The following is a 13,624-nucleotide window of genomic DNA, read 5'->3' on the forward strand; positions in this document are numbered from 1 at the left end:
CACCGGCATCCGGTTCAGGCAACGGGCCCAATAAATGAGGTCAGCACAGAATGGCTGAGGTTAACTCTGTAAATCACGAGACACCACGGGGTCCGTCCGGATCCTGGGTGCTGCTCAAGAAGCGCTGTACTGACGGATAGGATGCGGCATCCGATCGTACTGCGGCGTCGCGGGATCCGGGCGCCTTGCGGCTACGCCGGCCTGTGACAACTAGCCGATCCGACGGCTGTCTACGTCGTCGTCGTCTTCTTCCAAATCGTCCGCGTACTTATCCACATAAGCCGAATAATCCGGTTCAACCGGTTCATTCGCGAAATGGCTCGTGGCACGACTGCCCGGACCCGTCAGCTCACGCTGAAGTGCCGAATAGTCAGTGTTCGGGGAGTAGTACTTAATATCCCGAGCCTGCTTGGTAGCTTTTGCCTTTTGACGGCCGCGCCCCATGGCGTGACCCCCTTTTGTACTTGGACCGGAGGTGGTCACCTTGGCTATCGGTGAGGCCCCGGAATGTTTGGTCAATTTGTCGTACACCTAGATTACATGCTTTCGGCAGCCCATGCTTGCCAGCAGCCGCCCCCGGACGGCATGTCGGGGACGCCGATCGCGCCGAACAACAGGGTTCCCGGGTTTTTTGTTCGATAGAGTCGCTTCATCAACTGCTGAACACCGGCCACAGACCGGGGTTATCAACCAAGGCAACGCAGGAGGGTGCACTTCAGTGAACCAAAAGGACGGCGCCACAGGACCTGCGGGCGAAGGCGCGGATTTCGCTGCCAGCCGAACGGCGCGCCCGCCCAAACCCGTAGTGCCGCCCACTGCCGGCCTGCCACAAGTGCCTCCCCCGGTGCCGCCCAACATTCCACTCCCGGACATGCCGCCGGCGCCCCCTTCCCGCCAGCCGCGGCGGATCGGGCCGATCGTCCTGAAGACCGTTTTTGTCCTGGTCCTCGTCGGTGTGGTGGGATCCCTGATCTGGTTGGCGCTGTGGCTCAGCGAGAACGCACGGAACAGCGGAGATTCGGGCTCAAACGCTGCAGGAGTCATGGAAATTTCGCCTACAGCGCCAGCGAGCCCACTCCCGCTGCCTCGGGACGGCGTGCCACCGGCGGACTTCCAGCTCGGTGACTGCTTCAAGGATTTCGATCCCGAGGCACTGAAGTCGAGCGTGGTGGCTTGCGACACCGGCCACTCGGCACAGCTCGTGGCCATCTACCGCTATCCGTCCGGTGACTCCTATCCGGGCGCCGAAACCCTCAAGGCCAAGGCGCTGGAGGCATGCCAGGCCGCCAAGCTTGCTCCAGCAGCCAATGACTTCACGCTGAATTTCCAGCGGGCCTATCCCAGCACCACCAGCTGGGAATCCGGCGGCGACCGCCGGGTGGACTGCTACGTCACATCGCCCGGCGGGAACGTCATCACTGCCAGCGTGCTCCCCTGACTGCGGGCGCTCCCCTGTTAAATCCCAACTAAGTAGCAGCAGATGTCGTTATGAGGGCTCAAAACGACATCTGCTGCTACTTAGTTGGGTAAGGGGAGCGCGGCCGGGCCTACACCTTCCGCCGGACCACCAGGCCTGTGCCGGCGGGAGCGCCGCCGTCGGACCCGGACAGAGCCTCCAGCCCCTCAATGGTGAGTTCATCGACGTCGGCCGCAGTGTCCACCAGCACGGTGTCGCCATCGGCGATGTCGCCGGACAGGATGGCCTTAGCCAGGCGGTCGCCGATCTCCCGCTGCACCAGCCGACGCAGCGGCCTGGCGCCATAGGCGGGATCAAAGCCGGACATGGCCAGCCATGCTCGGGCGCCCTCGCTCACCTCAAGGGTGAGCCGGCGCTCATGCAGCCGCCCGCCCAGTTCGGCAACCTGCAGTTCCACGATCCGGGCCAGCTCCTCCACGGACAGGGCGTCGAAGAGCACCACTTCGTCCAGCCGGTTCAGGAACTCCGGCTTGAAGGAGGCGTGCACCGTGGCCATCACGGCAGTCCGCTTAGCCTGGGCGTCCAGGGTCTGGTCCACCAGGAACTGGCTGCCCAGGTTCGAGGTCAGCACCAGGATGGCGTTGCGGAAGTCCACGGTGCGGCCCTGACCGTCGGTGAGGCGGCCGTCGTCGAGTACCTGCAGCAGGATGTCGAACACTTCCGGGTGGGCCTTCTCCACCTCGTCCAGCAGGATTACGGAGTACGGCCGGCGGCGGACGGCTTCGGTGAGCTGGCCGCCTTCCTCGTAACCGACGTAGCCCGGAGGCGCGCCCACCAGCCGGGCCACCGAGTGCTTCTCGCCGTATTCGGACATGTCGATCCGCACCATGGCCCGTTCGTCGTCGAACAGGAAGTCAGCCAATGCCTTGGCGAGCTCGGTCTTTCCCACGCCGGTGGGGCCCAGGAAAAGGAACGAGCCAGTGGGCCGGTTGGGGTCGCTGATCCCTGCCCGGGCACGTCGCACGGCGTCCGAAACAGCGGCCACAGCCTTGGACTGGCCGATCAGCCGCCGTCCGAGTTCCTCCTCCATGTGCAGCAGCTTCTGGCTCTCGCCCTGTAGCATGCGGCCGGCGGGAATGCCGGTCCAGGCGGAAATCACTTCGGCGATGTCGTCCGCCGTGACCTGCTCGGCCACCATTTGGGCCGGCTTGTCCGTGACCTCGGCCTCAGCCGCTGCGGCGGCGTTCAGTTCGCGCTCCAGCGCCGGAATCTCGCCGTAGAGCACGCGCGATGCCGTCTCCAGGTCACCTTCGCGCTGTGCCTTGTCCGCGGTGGAGCGGAGCTCGTCCAGCTTCGCCTTCAGGTCCCCCACCCGGTTGAGGCCTGCCTTCTCGGCCTCCCACCGGGCGTTGAGGGCATCCAGCGCTTCAGTCTTGTCCGCTTTGTCCGCGCGGAGGGCCGCCAGGCGCTCCACCGAGGCGGCGTCCTTCTCGTTCTCGAGGGCCAGTTCCTCCATGGTGAGCCGGTCCACGGCACGCCTCAGCTGGTCAATCTCCTCCGGCGCGGAGTCGATCTCCATTCGCAACCGCGAGGCGGCTTCATCCACCAGGTCGATGGCCTTGTCCGGCAGTTGGCGGCCCGAGATGTAGCGGTTGGACAACGTGGCGGCGGCGACCAAGGCGGAGTCTGCGATGGTGACCTTGTGGTGCGCCTCGTAGCGTTCCTTTAGGCCGCGGAGGATGCCAATGGTGTCCTCTACGCTGGGTTCGCCCACGTACACCTGCTGGAACCGGCGCTCCAGCGCGGGGTCCTTCTCGATGTTCTCGCGGTACTCGTCCAACGTGGTGGCGCCGATCAGCCGCAGTTCGCCCCGGGCCAGCATTGGCTTGAGCATGTTGCCCGCATCCATCGAGGACTCGCCCGTGGCTCCGGCGCCCACCACTGTGTGGATCTCGTCGATGAACGTGACAATTTGCCCCTCGGAGTTTTTGATCTCCTCAAGGACAGCCTTGAGCCGCTCCTCGAATTCGCCGCGGTACTTGGCCCCCGCAACCATGGAGGCGAGGTCCAGGGCGATCAGGGTCTTCCCGCGCAGGCTTTCGGGGACGTCACCGGCCACGATCCGCTGCGCCAGGCCTTCAACGACGGCGGTCTTGCCCACGCCGGGCTCGCCGATGATGACGGGGTTGTTCTTGGTACGGCGGCTCAGGACCTGGATGATGCGCCGGATCTCGGTGTCGCGGCCGATCACCGGGTCCAGCTTGCCGGACCGCGCCATCGCCGTAAGGTCCGTGCCGTACTTCTCCAAGGACTGGAAGGTGTTCTCCGGGTCCGGGCTGGTCACTTTTCGGTCTCCGCGGACACCCGGCAGGGCGGCGAGCAGCGCCTCATGGGAGGCCCCGGCGTCGCGCATTAACCGCCCGACGGCGTCACTTCCGGCTGAGAGCCCGAGCAACAGGACTTCGGTGGAGACGAACGTGTCCCCGAGCCTATCGGCCTCGTTCTTGGCGTTCTGGATGGCCTGCAGGGCGGGGCGGGACAGCTGCGCCTGCTGGGTGGACCCGCCGGACGTTGCCGGCAGCGCTTTGATGGCACTGCTCGCCTGGACGCTGACGGCGTCCGGGTCAGCGCCGGTGGCACGCAGAAGGGCGACGGCGACGCCCTCCCGCTGATCCATCAGCGCCTTGAGCAGGTGGGCGGGTTCCACCTGCGGATTTCCTGCAGTTGAGGCGTTCATGGCTGCCGTCGAAAGAGCCTCCTGGCTCTTGGTGGTGAATTTGACGTCCAAAGAGAGCTCCTTCCGGGATCTTGCATTTAGCTAAGTTGAGTCTACTACGCTCAACTTTGAGGGATGCCGCTCTGACGCGGTTTTTTGCCCACAGCGAACCACGGGAGCAACCGACGCCCAAGGTTCCACAAACGGTTACCCCTGCACTGTATCCCCGCAATGGGGACCAACCCTAGGATCGAGGTTGTGACCGGGGGCCAGGGTCCTCCGGCGCACCGGAGCGGAGGTTTGACCATGAAGAAATTTGCTGTTCTTTACCTCGCACCCCAGTCGGCCCAGGCCCAGATGGCGCAGAGCACACCGGAAGCGGCCCAAGAAGGCATGAAGGCCTGGACGGAATGGGCGGACCGCGCCGGCAGCGGCATCGTGGACATGGGAAGTCCTCTGGGGGAAGGCCGGGAGATCACCGCCACCGGAACTTCGGCACCCAATGGCACAGGCCATATTGGCGGATATGGCATCATCCAGGCCGAAGACCTGGACGGCGCACAGGCCCTCCTGGACGGCCATCCACACCTCATGATGCCTGGGGCCAGCATCCAGGTCTACGAATTCCTTGACCTGCCCGGCATGTAGCGGACCCGGGCTTAAACATCCCGGGCGGGTGACTCCCCCAAGGAGCCACCCGCCCGAGGGTCTGCATGCGCCGATCGGCTCAGCTCAGTGGATGGACCGGCCATGGTGTGCGGCGGATCCACAAGAGATATTACTCGCCGCAGTGAACTGTGTCACGCAAAATGACAAAACCAGTCAATGGCTTGCAGGGGAGTTATTGGTAGCCGGCGGCGGGGGTCTGCTCCACGTAATTGATGACCAGGAACTCCCCCGCCGGGACGAGTTCCACATACCACCGGGTGGGCTTGTCCCATTCCTCCCAGTTACCGCCGGAAGGGCCGCCGGCAACTGGCTTGAGGACGGCGTCGAACTTCAGGAAGGTGCCGTTGTCCGTAGAGCTTGAATCGATCTCCTTCAACAATTCGAAGGTGCCGCGCCGTGCTGCGCCGGGTTCCAGTGCCAATGCTCCCTGCAGTGTCTGGGCGTTCATCCGTCCGACGGTGCTGAAATACTGCTGCCACGCCACGTCGGTGTGACTGGTGAATAGGGTGGTGGCGTACGCCTCGGCGTTTGCTGCCGCGAGGCTGTCCACGCATTCGCGCGGGACCGTGCCACCCGCCTGCCAGGTGGACAATACTTCTGACCCCGCGTTCAGCCACGCCCCATAGGAATTCAGCACGCCTCCGATGGCTTCCTTGGGCGTGCCCTGGGGAATCCGGACCGGCAGGATGTCCTCCCGCCCCAGGAACGGGCAGTTAGCCGGAAGCAGCGAGATTGGGGTGGCCGGCACCGGAACGGGCGGCGGGGGTGAGGGAAAGAGGCTGCACCCTGCCAGTCCCGCCGCGAGCAAAAGCCCGGCGGTCGCCGTCGTAATTTTTCTGCTTCGTATCTTCAACTGCACTCCCCCATTTGCGGCCGACAAGGCTGAACCGGCGCTGACCAGCATAGCCAAGTCCGTAGTCCCCGGGTTCAGCCCAGGGGATGATCTCAGGCCGGGTAAATGGTGACCGCTGCGGCTTTGACCACGAAATACACGTGCAGGCCGGGGACGAGGCCCAGGTCCGCCGCGGCTTCCGGTGTGACGTCGGCGCTTAACCGCCCGCCGTCACCGGCCCGAACCCTGATCCGATCGCCATACGGCTCAAGGTCGGTCACCGTGACGGCAAAGGAGTTGCGCGGGCTCCCGTGCGCCGCAGTGAGGAAAACGGAAACGGCCGACGGCGGAAAGACCGCCACCCCGGGTTGGCCTGCAGGCAGTTGCCCGGGCAGTTCGTCGTGCTGGCCATAGATGTCCAGGTCGCCAGCCAGTAGCCCATGACCGGCCAGGGTGCCGGATACGAGGTTCAGGCCGGCCAGTCCGGCAGCGAAACGGCTCCTGGGCGACTGCAGGATCTCGCGGGTGGGACCTTGCTCAGCAATCCGGCCGTTCTCGAGGATCATGACCCGGTCCGCCAGCATCAGGGCGTCCAGGACGTCGTGGGTGATGATGATGGCGCGGCGCCCCGCCAATACGCGCTTCAGTAAGCGCCGAAGCAGGGGGGCGGCATGGATGTCCAGCGCGGCCATGGGTTCGTCCAGGAGCAGGAGCCCGGGATCCGTGGCGAGCGCCCGGGCCACGGCAACGCGTTGGGCCTGGCCGCCGGACAGCTGCGCTGGGCGGCGCGACTGCAGTTCGATAGCCTCGACTTCGGCCAGCCACCGCAGGGCGGACTTCCTGGCGTCGCGCCTAGGAACACCGGCGCTGCGCGGCCCGAAAGCCACATTCTCCAGGACGCTCAGGTGCGGGAAAAGCAGCGGTTCCTGGGCCAGCAGGGCGGTGCCCCGGCGATGCGGGGCGGTCCATTGGCCGCGCCCGCTTTCCAGGCTGAACAGGGTTTTTCCATCCAGTTCGCCTTCGCCGGAGTCCGGATGCAGCAGGCCGGCGACGATGTTCAGGAGGGTGGATTTGCCCGCACCGTTCGGGCCCATGATGGCCACGGTTTCGCCCGGCAGCAAGCTGAGGGACACGTCGAAGCCGCGGGCGGCCACGGCTGCCTGGACCGAAAACGTCACGTAACACCACCGCCGCTGGCGTGGGCCGCCGTCGGGCTTTCCCTGCCTGCCGAGGTACTGTCGCCGGAACGCGGCCTGCGGTAGGCAAGTGCCACCACGGCCGCCGCAACCGCCACCAGCACCAAGGAAAGGGCGACGGCGGCATCGGCGTCCGTCTCGCGCTGCAGGTAGATTTCCAGCGGCAGGGTCCGGGTCACCCCCTGCAGGCTTCCGGCGAACGTGAGGGTAGCGCCGAACTCGCCGAGGCTGCGGGCAAAGGACAGGACCGCCCCGGAGGCGAGGCCCGGCAACACGAGCGGAATGGTGACGCGGCGCAGCACGGTGGTGGGCCGGGCACCCAGCGTTGCGGCCACTGCTTCGTAGCGGTTCCCGGCTGTGCGCAGGGCACCCTCGAGGCTGACCACGAGGAACGGAAGGGCCACAAAGGTCTGGGCGAGGACCACCGCCGTTGTCGAGAATGCGATCTGGACTCCGGCGACTTCCAGTGTCCTGCCCAGCAGGCCCTGCCGTCCGAAGGTGTACAGGAGGGCGATGCCGCCCACCACTGGCGGGAGGACCAGCGGGAGCAGGACGAAGGAGCGGAGCAGGCCCTGCCCCGGGAAGCGCCCGCGGGCCAAAACCAGCGCCAGCGGCACACCCAGCACGAGGCACAGGGCCGTACTGGCTGCGGACGTTCGCAGGCTCAGGCCGAGGGCGGTCAACGACGATTCCGAGGTGACCAGGGGGATGAACTGCGGCCAGTTGACCTTGGCCACCATTGCGGCGAGCGGCAGCAGGACGAAGAGTCCGCCGGCCGCGGCAATAACGTAGATCCAGCGCGGGACGCCGCCGTACCCGCTGCTCCTGGCCTGTCCCATGGCTACGGTGTGCCGAAGCCTGCCGCGCCGAGCGTGTTCCTGCCCTCGGCGCCGGCCACAAGGGCGATGAAGGCGCCGGCCAGGTCCCTGTTCCGGCTCGAGCGAACTGTGGCGATGGGGTAGGTATTCACGGCTTCCCTGGCTTCGTCGAACGGGATCCCCTTTGCCTTCCCGCCGGCGCTCTTGACGTCGGTGACGTAGACGAGGCCGGCGTCGGCTTCTCCGGATGTGACCTTGCCGAGGACATCCGTCACGGAGGATTCCTCGCTGACCGGGGACAGCGCGACGCCGGCGGCCCGTTCCACCGCGTCCGCAGCCGCCCCGCAAGGGACCTGGCTGGCGCAGACAACCACCTTGACTCCGGGCTTGGCCAGGTCGTCGAAGGAAGCGATCGACGCCGGATTGGACGGAGGGACAGCAATCTCCAGTACGTTGGTGGCGAAGTTCGTCGCGGTCCCGTCGAGTAGTCCGGCATCGGCCAATTTGGCCATGTTTTTGGTGTCGGCGGAGGCAAACACATCGGCCGGGGCGCCCTGGGTGATCTGCGTGGCCAGGTCAGAGGACCCGGCGAAGCTCAGTGTGACCTTGGTGCCGGGGTTCTTCGCCTCGAACTCGTGTGCCAGCTGGGTGAATGTGCCCTTCAGCGATGCGGCTGCGAAAACGGTCACAGTCCCGGACAGTTGCCCTGTGCCTGCCGCGTTGCCGGCCGCGGCGGTGCCAGCTGGGGCGTTGCCGGCTGGGGCAGCCGGACCGCACGCGCTGAGGGCTCCGGCCAGGCCGGCGGCAACCATAACCGCCACGAGGCGCTGCCTACCGCGGAAGTCGCTCATACGAGGCTCTTTCCGTGCGGGGTTTCGATGATGACGGTGGTTGCCTTGACCACGGCGGTGGCCACGGACCCAAGTTCCAGCCCCAGGTCGCGGACGGCTTCGCTGCTCATCAGTGACACCACCCTGAACGGGCCACACTGCAGCTCCACCTGCGCCATGACCTTGTCCATGGCGATGCCGGTGACCAGGCCGACGAACCTGTTGCGGGCCGAGCTTCCGGTCCGGTGGGGGTCCTCGGGGAGCTGCGCGAGCTTCCGGGCATGCTGCGCAAGCTGCAGGCCGTCCACAGCCAACCGGCCGGCGTCGTCCTTCACCGGCGACAGGGTGCCGTTCTCCGTCCAGCGGCGGACGGTGTCATCGCTGACGCCGAGGAAACGGGCAGCTTCAGAAACGCGAATCGTGGGCATTTGGCTATTCTATTCCGCATCTGCGGGATTTTGTGGCCTTCGATGCCGCTTACTCAAATATGGCAAAAGCCCCCGGTTTCGGCCGGCCGCGCGTGCTAATGGCCCCTCTCTGGAACACCCGCCGCCAGAGTCCTACGCTATGGGGAGGGGAAGAGCCGCACTCGCTGAGGAGCGTTGTGATGAAGTGGATCAAGCCTGACAGCCCCGATTACGATCCGGCCCGCAAGGTCTTCAACGCCATGATTGACCGGCGTCCGGCGCTGATAGCCCAGTGCTCCACTGACGCGGACGTGGCCGAAGCCCTCCGGTACGGAAGGGACAATTCGCTCGCCATCGCCGTCCGCGCCGGGGGCCACTCAGTGGCAGGAATGTCCATGAACGACGGCGGCCTGGTGATCGATGTCCGGCCCATGAAGTCGATCGACGTCGACCCCGAGTCCGGCATTGTCACCGCGGGGGCCGGCCTGACCTGGGGCGAGTTCGACCACGCCACCCAGGAGCACGCACTGGCGGTAACAGGCGGGCGCGCCTCCACAACCGGCGTCGCCGGCTTTACTTTGGGCGGCGGATCCGGGTGGCTGGAACGGTCCTACGGTTTCGCGTGTGACAGCCTCGTCTCCGTAAACCTGGTGACGGCCGACGGCGAGCGCGTCACCGCGAGCGCCAGGGAGAATCCCGAACTCTTTTGGGCACTCCATGGTGGCGGCGGGAACTTCGGGGTGGCAACATCCTTCACGTTCCAGGCCCACCGGCTCGGTCCGGTGGTGCACGCCGGGATGTGGCTGTGGCCGGCCGAGGCCGCAACGGACATCACCCGGGCGTTCAGGGACCTCGCCCTTGCAGCCCCAGACGGCGTGGGCCTGGCGCTCTTATACGTGACGGCACCGGCCGAACCATTTGTGCCCGACGAGATGGTGGGAAAGATGGCCACCCTGATCGCTTACGTCTATGCCGGCGACCCCGAGGAAGGCTCCGAGCATGCCAGGCCATTCCGCGAACTCGGTCCCGCCGTCGACCTCGTGGGCGACACCCATTACGCCGACTTCCAATCTTCCCTCGATGATCCGCCGGACCACTACAACTACTGGAGCGCCGACTACCACGACGAACTGCCCGACGAAGCGCTGGACCTCTTTGTGGAATCGGCCCGGACCCTACCGGATGCCACGTCCCAGCAGCTCATCGCGCGCTGGGGCGGCGCTGTGGGCGGGAACGCTGCGGCGGCCACCCCGCTGATCAACCGGAACGCTGCCTGGGTGAGCCATCCGTACGGCATCTCCCCCACGCCCGAGGGAGGCCAACGTGCCAAGGCCTGGGTTAGGGAGTTCCGGGGCAAGATCGCCCCTTACGCCACCGGCGGGGTGTGGCTGAACTTCATCGGCAATGAAGGGCAGGACCGCATCCGGGCTGCGTTCGGCAACGGTAACTACGCCCGGCTGGCCAGGGTCAAGCGGGAGTTCGACCCGCAGAACATCTTCCGTGGGAACCAGAACATCCTGCCGGCGGGCTCCTGACTGGGCTCCTTGCCGAGCCTCCCAGCCCGCCCGCCCCCGCCCGCCCCCCAACTAGGTAGCAGCAGATGTCGTTATGAGGCGTCAAAACGACATCTGCTGCTACCTAGTTGGGAAAGTCACGACGTCGGCAGGCCCCCCGGGTGCCCGCGCGCGCATTTTCATCACTCCGGCTGAACTTGTTCATCCTTGGTGCTGAACTGTCCGTAGCCTCGCCATTCCGGGCAAGCGGCCCGCTTAGGGTGGTTGCATGTTCCCCCTCCTGATGCGTTTACGCAGGCCAGCCCGCGAGGCCGCCGCCCCGGCCACGGCGCTGGCCGTGCTGCTGGCTCTCCTGGTACTGGAGCAGCGCGGCTTCAACCGGGACAGTGCCCTGCTTTTTGCCCTGCTGTCCGCTGTGGCCGCGGCCCGGATTTTCCCGGCAGGTGCCCTGGCCTTTGCCGCTGGCACGCTGCTGCTGCAGGCAATCAAAGTGCTGCCGGTAGTCATGGTGTCCGGAGTCCTGAGCTATCTGGCGGTGCCGCTGGTCATCCTTTTCGCCACGCTTGGCTTCCGCGGCCGGCACCGCTCGCTGTTGCCCGTGTTTGCCGTGGCGTCGGCCGGACTGATCACGGTCAATTGGTTCGCGGATGGCACATGGGTCAACTTCGTCTTCGGCGCCCAGCTCTACGGCCGGGGTGCCCTCCGGACCGGCACCTATGTCTTCCTTGTCTTCGGAGCCTTCGCCGCGTTCAACCTTGCCGCATGGGCCGCTGGCCTGGCGGTCAACAACGCCGGCAGCAGCCGAAGGGCGCAACTCCGTGCCGAAGCCGGACTGCGGCAGGCCGCCACGGAACTCGCCGTGGAGCAGGAACGTAACCGGATCGCCCGCGAACTCCACGATGTCCTGGCCCATTCGCTCACCGTCATCACGGCGCAGGCCGAGGGCATCCGCTACATCCATCGCAGCGAGCCGGAGGCGGTTGAAGAATCGGCGCTGATCATCGCCTCCGCAGCCCGGAGCGCCCTGGTGGAAACCCGGCGCATGCTGGAGAACGTCGCTCCCGCGGACACGTCGCCGGCGCCTACCCTGGATCAGCTCGAATCGCTGGCCACACAGTTCGCGGCCAGCGGCATGCAAGTCACCGTGGACGCCCCGGGTTCCGGGACGGATGTGACGCCGCTTCAAGGGCTCACGGCCTACCGGCTAGTCCAGGAAAGCCTGACCAACGCTTTCCGGCACGGCGACAGGACCAAAGGCGCCACGGTTTCGGTCCGGCCCGGGCCGGACGGACTGATGGTGCGCGTCAGCTCCGAGCTGGCAACGGCGGGCACCGCTTCCAGCCCCGGCACAGGACGGGGAATCCCCGGCATGAAGGAACGCACGACGGCGGTTGGCGGCTCGTTCACGACGCGCACCACCGGACAGCACTTTGAAATGGAGGCACTCCTGCCATGAACACACCAGCAGCCTGCACAACGGGCCCAGCAAAGGGCACCGCCACCGCAGCCGCCGGGACGATCCGGGTAGCCCTGGTGGATGACCAGCCGCTGTTCAGCGCCGGCCTCAGGATGATCCTGCGCAGCCAGCCGGATCTGGACTTCGTGGGCGAGGCGCAGGACGGTGCCGCGGCGGTGGAACTGGCAGCCGCCGTCGAACCCGATGTCATGCTCATGGACATCCGGATGCCGGTGATGGACGGAATCACGGCCACCCGCACCATTTCTTCCGGACCGGGCACTCCGCCGAAGGTCATTGTGCTCACCACGATCCAGCACGACGAAGCCGTGGTCCGAGCCATCCAGGCCGGCGCCGCCGGCTTCCTGACCAAGGACGCCACGCCAGAGTTCCTGCTCGCGGCGATCAGGACGGTGCACTCCGGACACGCCGTCATGGCCCCGCACGCCACCAATCAGTTGCTCCGCGACTACACCACGCCGTCCGCCGGAAACACCTCCGCCCTGGACGCTCTATCCGGGCGGGAGAAGGACGTGTTCCTCCTCGCCGCCACCGGCCAGGGCAACGCCGAAATTGCGGCGGGCCTGGTGCTGAGCGAAGCCACGGTGAAGTCCCACGTGGGAAGCATCCTGGCGAAGCTTAGGCTCCGCAACCGTATTCAGCTCGTGGCCTATGCCTACGAAAACGGGCTGCTCGGCGGCCACTGATCCCGGACAACCACACTCAATTTTCAGCACCGCACCATCACTATTTATTGGGGGAAACATGAACAGGAAAATGATTGGATTGGCCATGCTTACGGCCGGCGCGGCCGCAGCACTCGCGGCGTCTGCCGTGCCCGGCGGCAGCATCCCGGCGTCGGGAACGCCCATCAGCGGGATCGCAGCCCGCGCCGAGGCCTACGCCACGCCGGACTCCGCGGCTGAATCGGGCAGGGCGGCCGTGGTCAGGGAGTGCATGGCAGCCGCAGGGTACGACTTCGTGCCCGCCGTAAACACGTACACGGTGGACTTTCACAGCAACATTGGTTTCAAAAGACTGGATGTAGCCACCGCCAAGGCAAGCGGCTACGCCTCGCTGCAGCCCGCCGGGCCCGGCGAACCGGCGGAGGGTACGGCCGAAGCCGAGCTCTTCGCAGATCCGGCCTTTGTGATCGCCTTCTCAGGGCCCCAGACGGAAGAAGCCCTAGTGACGGTGAACGGAATGGGCACCTACGGCGGCGGCTGCGGCGGGGAGGCTGCCCGAAAGATCTACGGCAGCATGGAGAACTACGTCCTGGCCACCGGCGTCGCCATGAATTCGCTCAATTCCGCCGCGGGTGCGGCTATGTCCGATTCCGGTTTCCAGAAGGCCATCGATTCGTGGAAGTCCTGCATGGTTGAGTCGCCCTACGCTAACTTCGAAAGCCCCGCCCAGGCCGTGTCCGCGGGTCAGGCAGCCGGGGGCCAGAACGAGTTCAAAATTGCGGTGACTGACGCAACCTGCCGCGAACAGGTCAGCTTCCACGGACAGCTGGAAGCCCTGCTGGACAAGTACCTCACCACCCGCATGCAACAGCTGGAGCCGGAGATCGCCAAGGTCACCGAAATTCGGCGACAGGCAGCAGACCGCGCAGCCGTGCTGTCTGGCCGCTAGCCCTCTGAACCCGGCGGCCGGCTCAATTGGGGGGGACCGGCCGCCGTCCCGCTCTGCGTGTGTGCGTTCCCGCCCGGTTGCTTGTTCCGACACACCGTTGTGGCCGGCGTGTCGACCCAGTAATGGCGCACCGC

13 protein-coding genes are annotated in these 13,624 nt (G+C 66.2%); 6 read left to right on the forward strand and 7 right to left on the reverse strand.

Annotated elements, in window-relative coordinates; all coding sequences use genetic code 11:
* Nucleotides 1-210: 210 nt before the first annotated feature.
* Entirely contained in the window at nucleotides 211-444 is a 234-nt protein-coding gene (locus V9L18_RS11650; protein WP_310165386.1) for a DUF3073 domain-containing protein, read from the reverse strand.
* Nucleotides 445-718: 274 nt separating this feature from the next.
* Here V9L18_RS11650 and V9L18_RS11655 point away from each other — a divergent pair, with 274 nt between their 5' ends.
* Nucleotides 719-1,438 carry a hypothetical protein gene (locus tag V9L18_RS11655; RefSeq protein ID WP_337347333.1) on the forward strand — a complete coding sequence of 240 codons (720 nt, stop codon included), beginning with the start codon at nucleotides 719-721 and terminating at the stop codon, nucleotides 1,436-1,438.
* Between the two features lie 109 nt (nucleotides 1,439-1,547).
* Here V9L18_RS11655 and clpB read toward each other — a convergent pair whose 3' ends face one another.
* Entirely contained in the window at nucleotides 1,548-4,205 is a 2,658-nt protein-coding gene (gene clpB / locus V9L18_RS11660; RefSeq protein WP_337347334.1) for an ATP-dependent chaperone ClpB, read from the reverse strand.
* A gap of 234 nt (nucleotides 4,206-4,439) precedes the next feature.
* Here clpB and V9L18_RS11665 point away from each other — a divergent pair, with 234 nt between their 5' ends.
* Entirely contained in the window at nucleotides 4,440-4,781 is a 342-nt protein-coding gene (locus V9L18_RS11665) for a YciI family protein (protein WP_337347335.1), read from the forward strand.
* A 193-nt stretch (nucleotides 4,782-4,974) separates the two neighbouring features.
* Here the strand turns inward: V9L18_RS11665 and V9L18_RS11670 are convergent, their stop codons facing one another.
* From V9L18_RS11670 to V9L18_RS11690, 5 genes are all read right to left on the reverse strand, one after another.
* Nucleotides 4,975-5,550, reverse strand: a complete 576-nt coding sequence (locus tag V9L18_RS11670) for a hypothetical protein (RefSeq protein ID WP_337347336.1) — start codon at nucleotides 5,548-5,550, stop codon at nucleotides 4,975-4,977.
* Between the two features lie 197 nt (nucleotides 5,551-5,747).
* Nucleotides 5,748-6,812, reverse strand: a complete 1,065-nt coding sequence (locus V9L18_RS11675; RefSeq protein ID WP_337347337.1) for a sulfate/molybdate ABC transporter ATP-binding protein — start codon at nucleotides 6,810-6,812, stop codon at nucleotides 5,748-5,750.
* Nucleotides 6,809-7,669, reverse strand: a complete 861-nt coding sequence (locus V9L18_RS11680; protein ID WP_337347338.1) for an ABC transporter permease — start codon at nucleotides 7,667-7,669, stop codon at nucleotides 6,809-6,811. Before V9L18_RS11680 ends, V9L18_RS11675 begins: the two co-directional genes overlap by 4 nt.
* 2 nt (nucleotides 7,670-7,671) lie before the next feature.
* The gene (modA, locus tag V9L18_RS11685) at nucleotides 7,672-8,499 is read right to left on the reverse strand and encodes a molybdate ABC transporter substrate-binding protein (RefSeq protein WP_337347339.1); all 828 of its coding nucleotides are present in this window, start codon (nucleotides 8,497-8,499) and stop codon (nucleotides 7,672-7,674) included.
* On the reverse strand, nucleotides 8,496-8,906 hold the full coding sequence (locus V9L18_RS11690) for a TOBE domain-containing protein (protein WP_337347340.1): 411 nt from the start codon (nucleotides 8,904-8,906) through the stop codon (nucleotides 8,496-8,498). Before V9L18_RS11690 ends, modA begins: the two co-directional genes overlap by 4 nt.
* A gap of 179 nt (nucleotides 8,907-9,085) precedes the next feature.
* Here V9L18_RS11690 and V9L18_RS11695 point away from each other — a divergent pair, with 179 nt between their 5' ends.
* The 4 genes from V9L18_RS11695 (at nucleotide 9,086) to V9L18_RS11710 (ending at nucleotide 13,490) form a co-directional block, all read left to right on the forward strand.
* Nucleotides 9,086-10,420 (forward strand): FAD-binding oxidoreductase, encoded by a 1,335-nt coding sequence (locus V9L18_RS11695; RefSeq protein ID WP_337347341.1) that lies wholly within the window; start codon nucleotides 9,086-9,088, stop codon nucleotides 10,418-10,420.
* A gap of 247 nt (nucleotides 10,421-10,667) precedes the next feature.
* Entirely contained in the window at nucleotides 10,668-11,855 is a 1,188-nt protein-coding gene (locus V9L18_RS11700) for a sensor histidine kinase (protein WP_337347342.1), read from the forward strand.
* The gene (locus V9L18_RS11705) at nucleotides 11,852-12,562 is read left to right on the forward strand and encodes a response regulator transcription factor (RefSeq protein ID WP_337347343.1); all 711 of its coding nucleotides are present in this window, start codon (nucleotides 11,852-11,854) and stop codon (nucleotides 12,560-12,562) included. Before V9L18_RS11700 ends, V9L18_RS11705 begins: the two co-directional genes overlap by 4 nt.
* Before the next feature lie 58 nt (nucleotides 12,563-12,620).
* Nucleotides 12,621-13,490, forward strand: coding sequence for a hypothetical protein (locus tag V9L18_RS11710; protein ID WP_337347344.1), 870 nt, complete (start codon nucleotides 12,621-12,623; stop codon nucleotides 13,488-13,490).
* Nucleotides 13,491-13,624 lie beyond the last annotated feature (134 nt).

This window comes from Pseudarthrobacter sp. CCNWLW217, from assembly GCF_037203985.1.
GTDB lineage: Bacteria > Actinomycetota > Actinomycetes > Actinomycetales > Micrococcaceae > Arthrobacter.

Excerpts from the sequence above, each read along its gene's own strand:
- V9L18_RS11690 (WP_337347340.1), bottom strand. The coding sequence starts at position 8,906 with ATGCCCACGATTCGCGTTTCTGAAGCTGCCCGTTTCCTCGGCGTCAGC.
- V9L18_RS11700 (WP_337347342.1), top strand. The coding sequence starts at position 10,668 with ATGTTCCCCCTCCTGATGCGTTTACGCAGGCCAGCCCGCGAGGCCGCC.
- V9L18_RS11710 (WP_337347344.1), top strand. The coding sequence starts at position 12,621 with ATGAACAGGAAAATGATTGGATTGGCCATGCTTACGGCCGGCGCGGCC.
- V9L18_RS11695 (WP_337347341.1), top strand. The coding sequence starts at position 9,086 with ATGAAGTGGATCAAGCCTGACAGCCCCGATTACGATCCGGCCCGCAAG.
- modA (WP_337347339.1), bottom strand. The coding sequence starts at position 8,499 with ATGAGCGACTTCCGCGGTAGGCAGCGCCTCGTGGCGGTTATGGTTGCC.
- V9L18_RS11680 (WP_337347338.1), bottom strand. The coding sequence starts at position 7,669 with ATGGGACAGGCCAGGAGCAGCGGGTACGGCGGCGTCCCGCGCTGGATC.
- V9L18_RS11705 (WP_337347343.1), top strand. The coding sequence starts at position 11,852 with ATGAACACACCAGCAGCCTGCACAACGGGCCCAGCAAAGGGCACCGCC.
- V9L18_RS11650 (WP_310165386.1), bottom strand. The coding sequence starts at position 444 with ATGGGGCGCGGCCGTCAAAAGGCAAAAGCTACCAAGCAGGCTCGGGAT.
- V9L18_RS11665 (WP_337347335.1), top strand. The coding sequence starts at position 4,440 with ATGAAGAAATTTGCTGTTCTTTACCTCGCACCCCAGTCGGCCCAGGCC.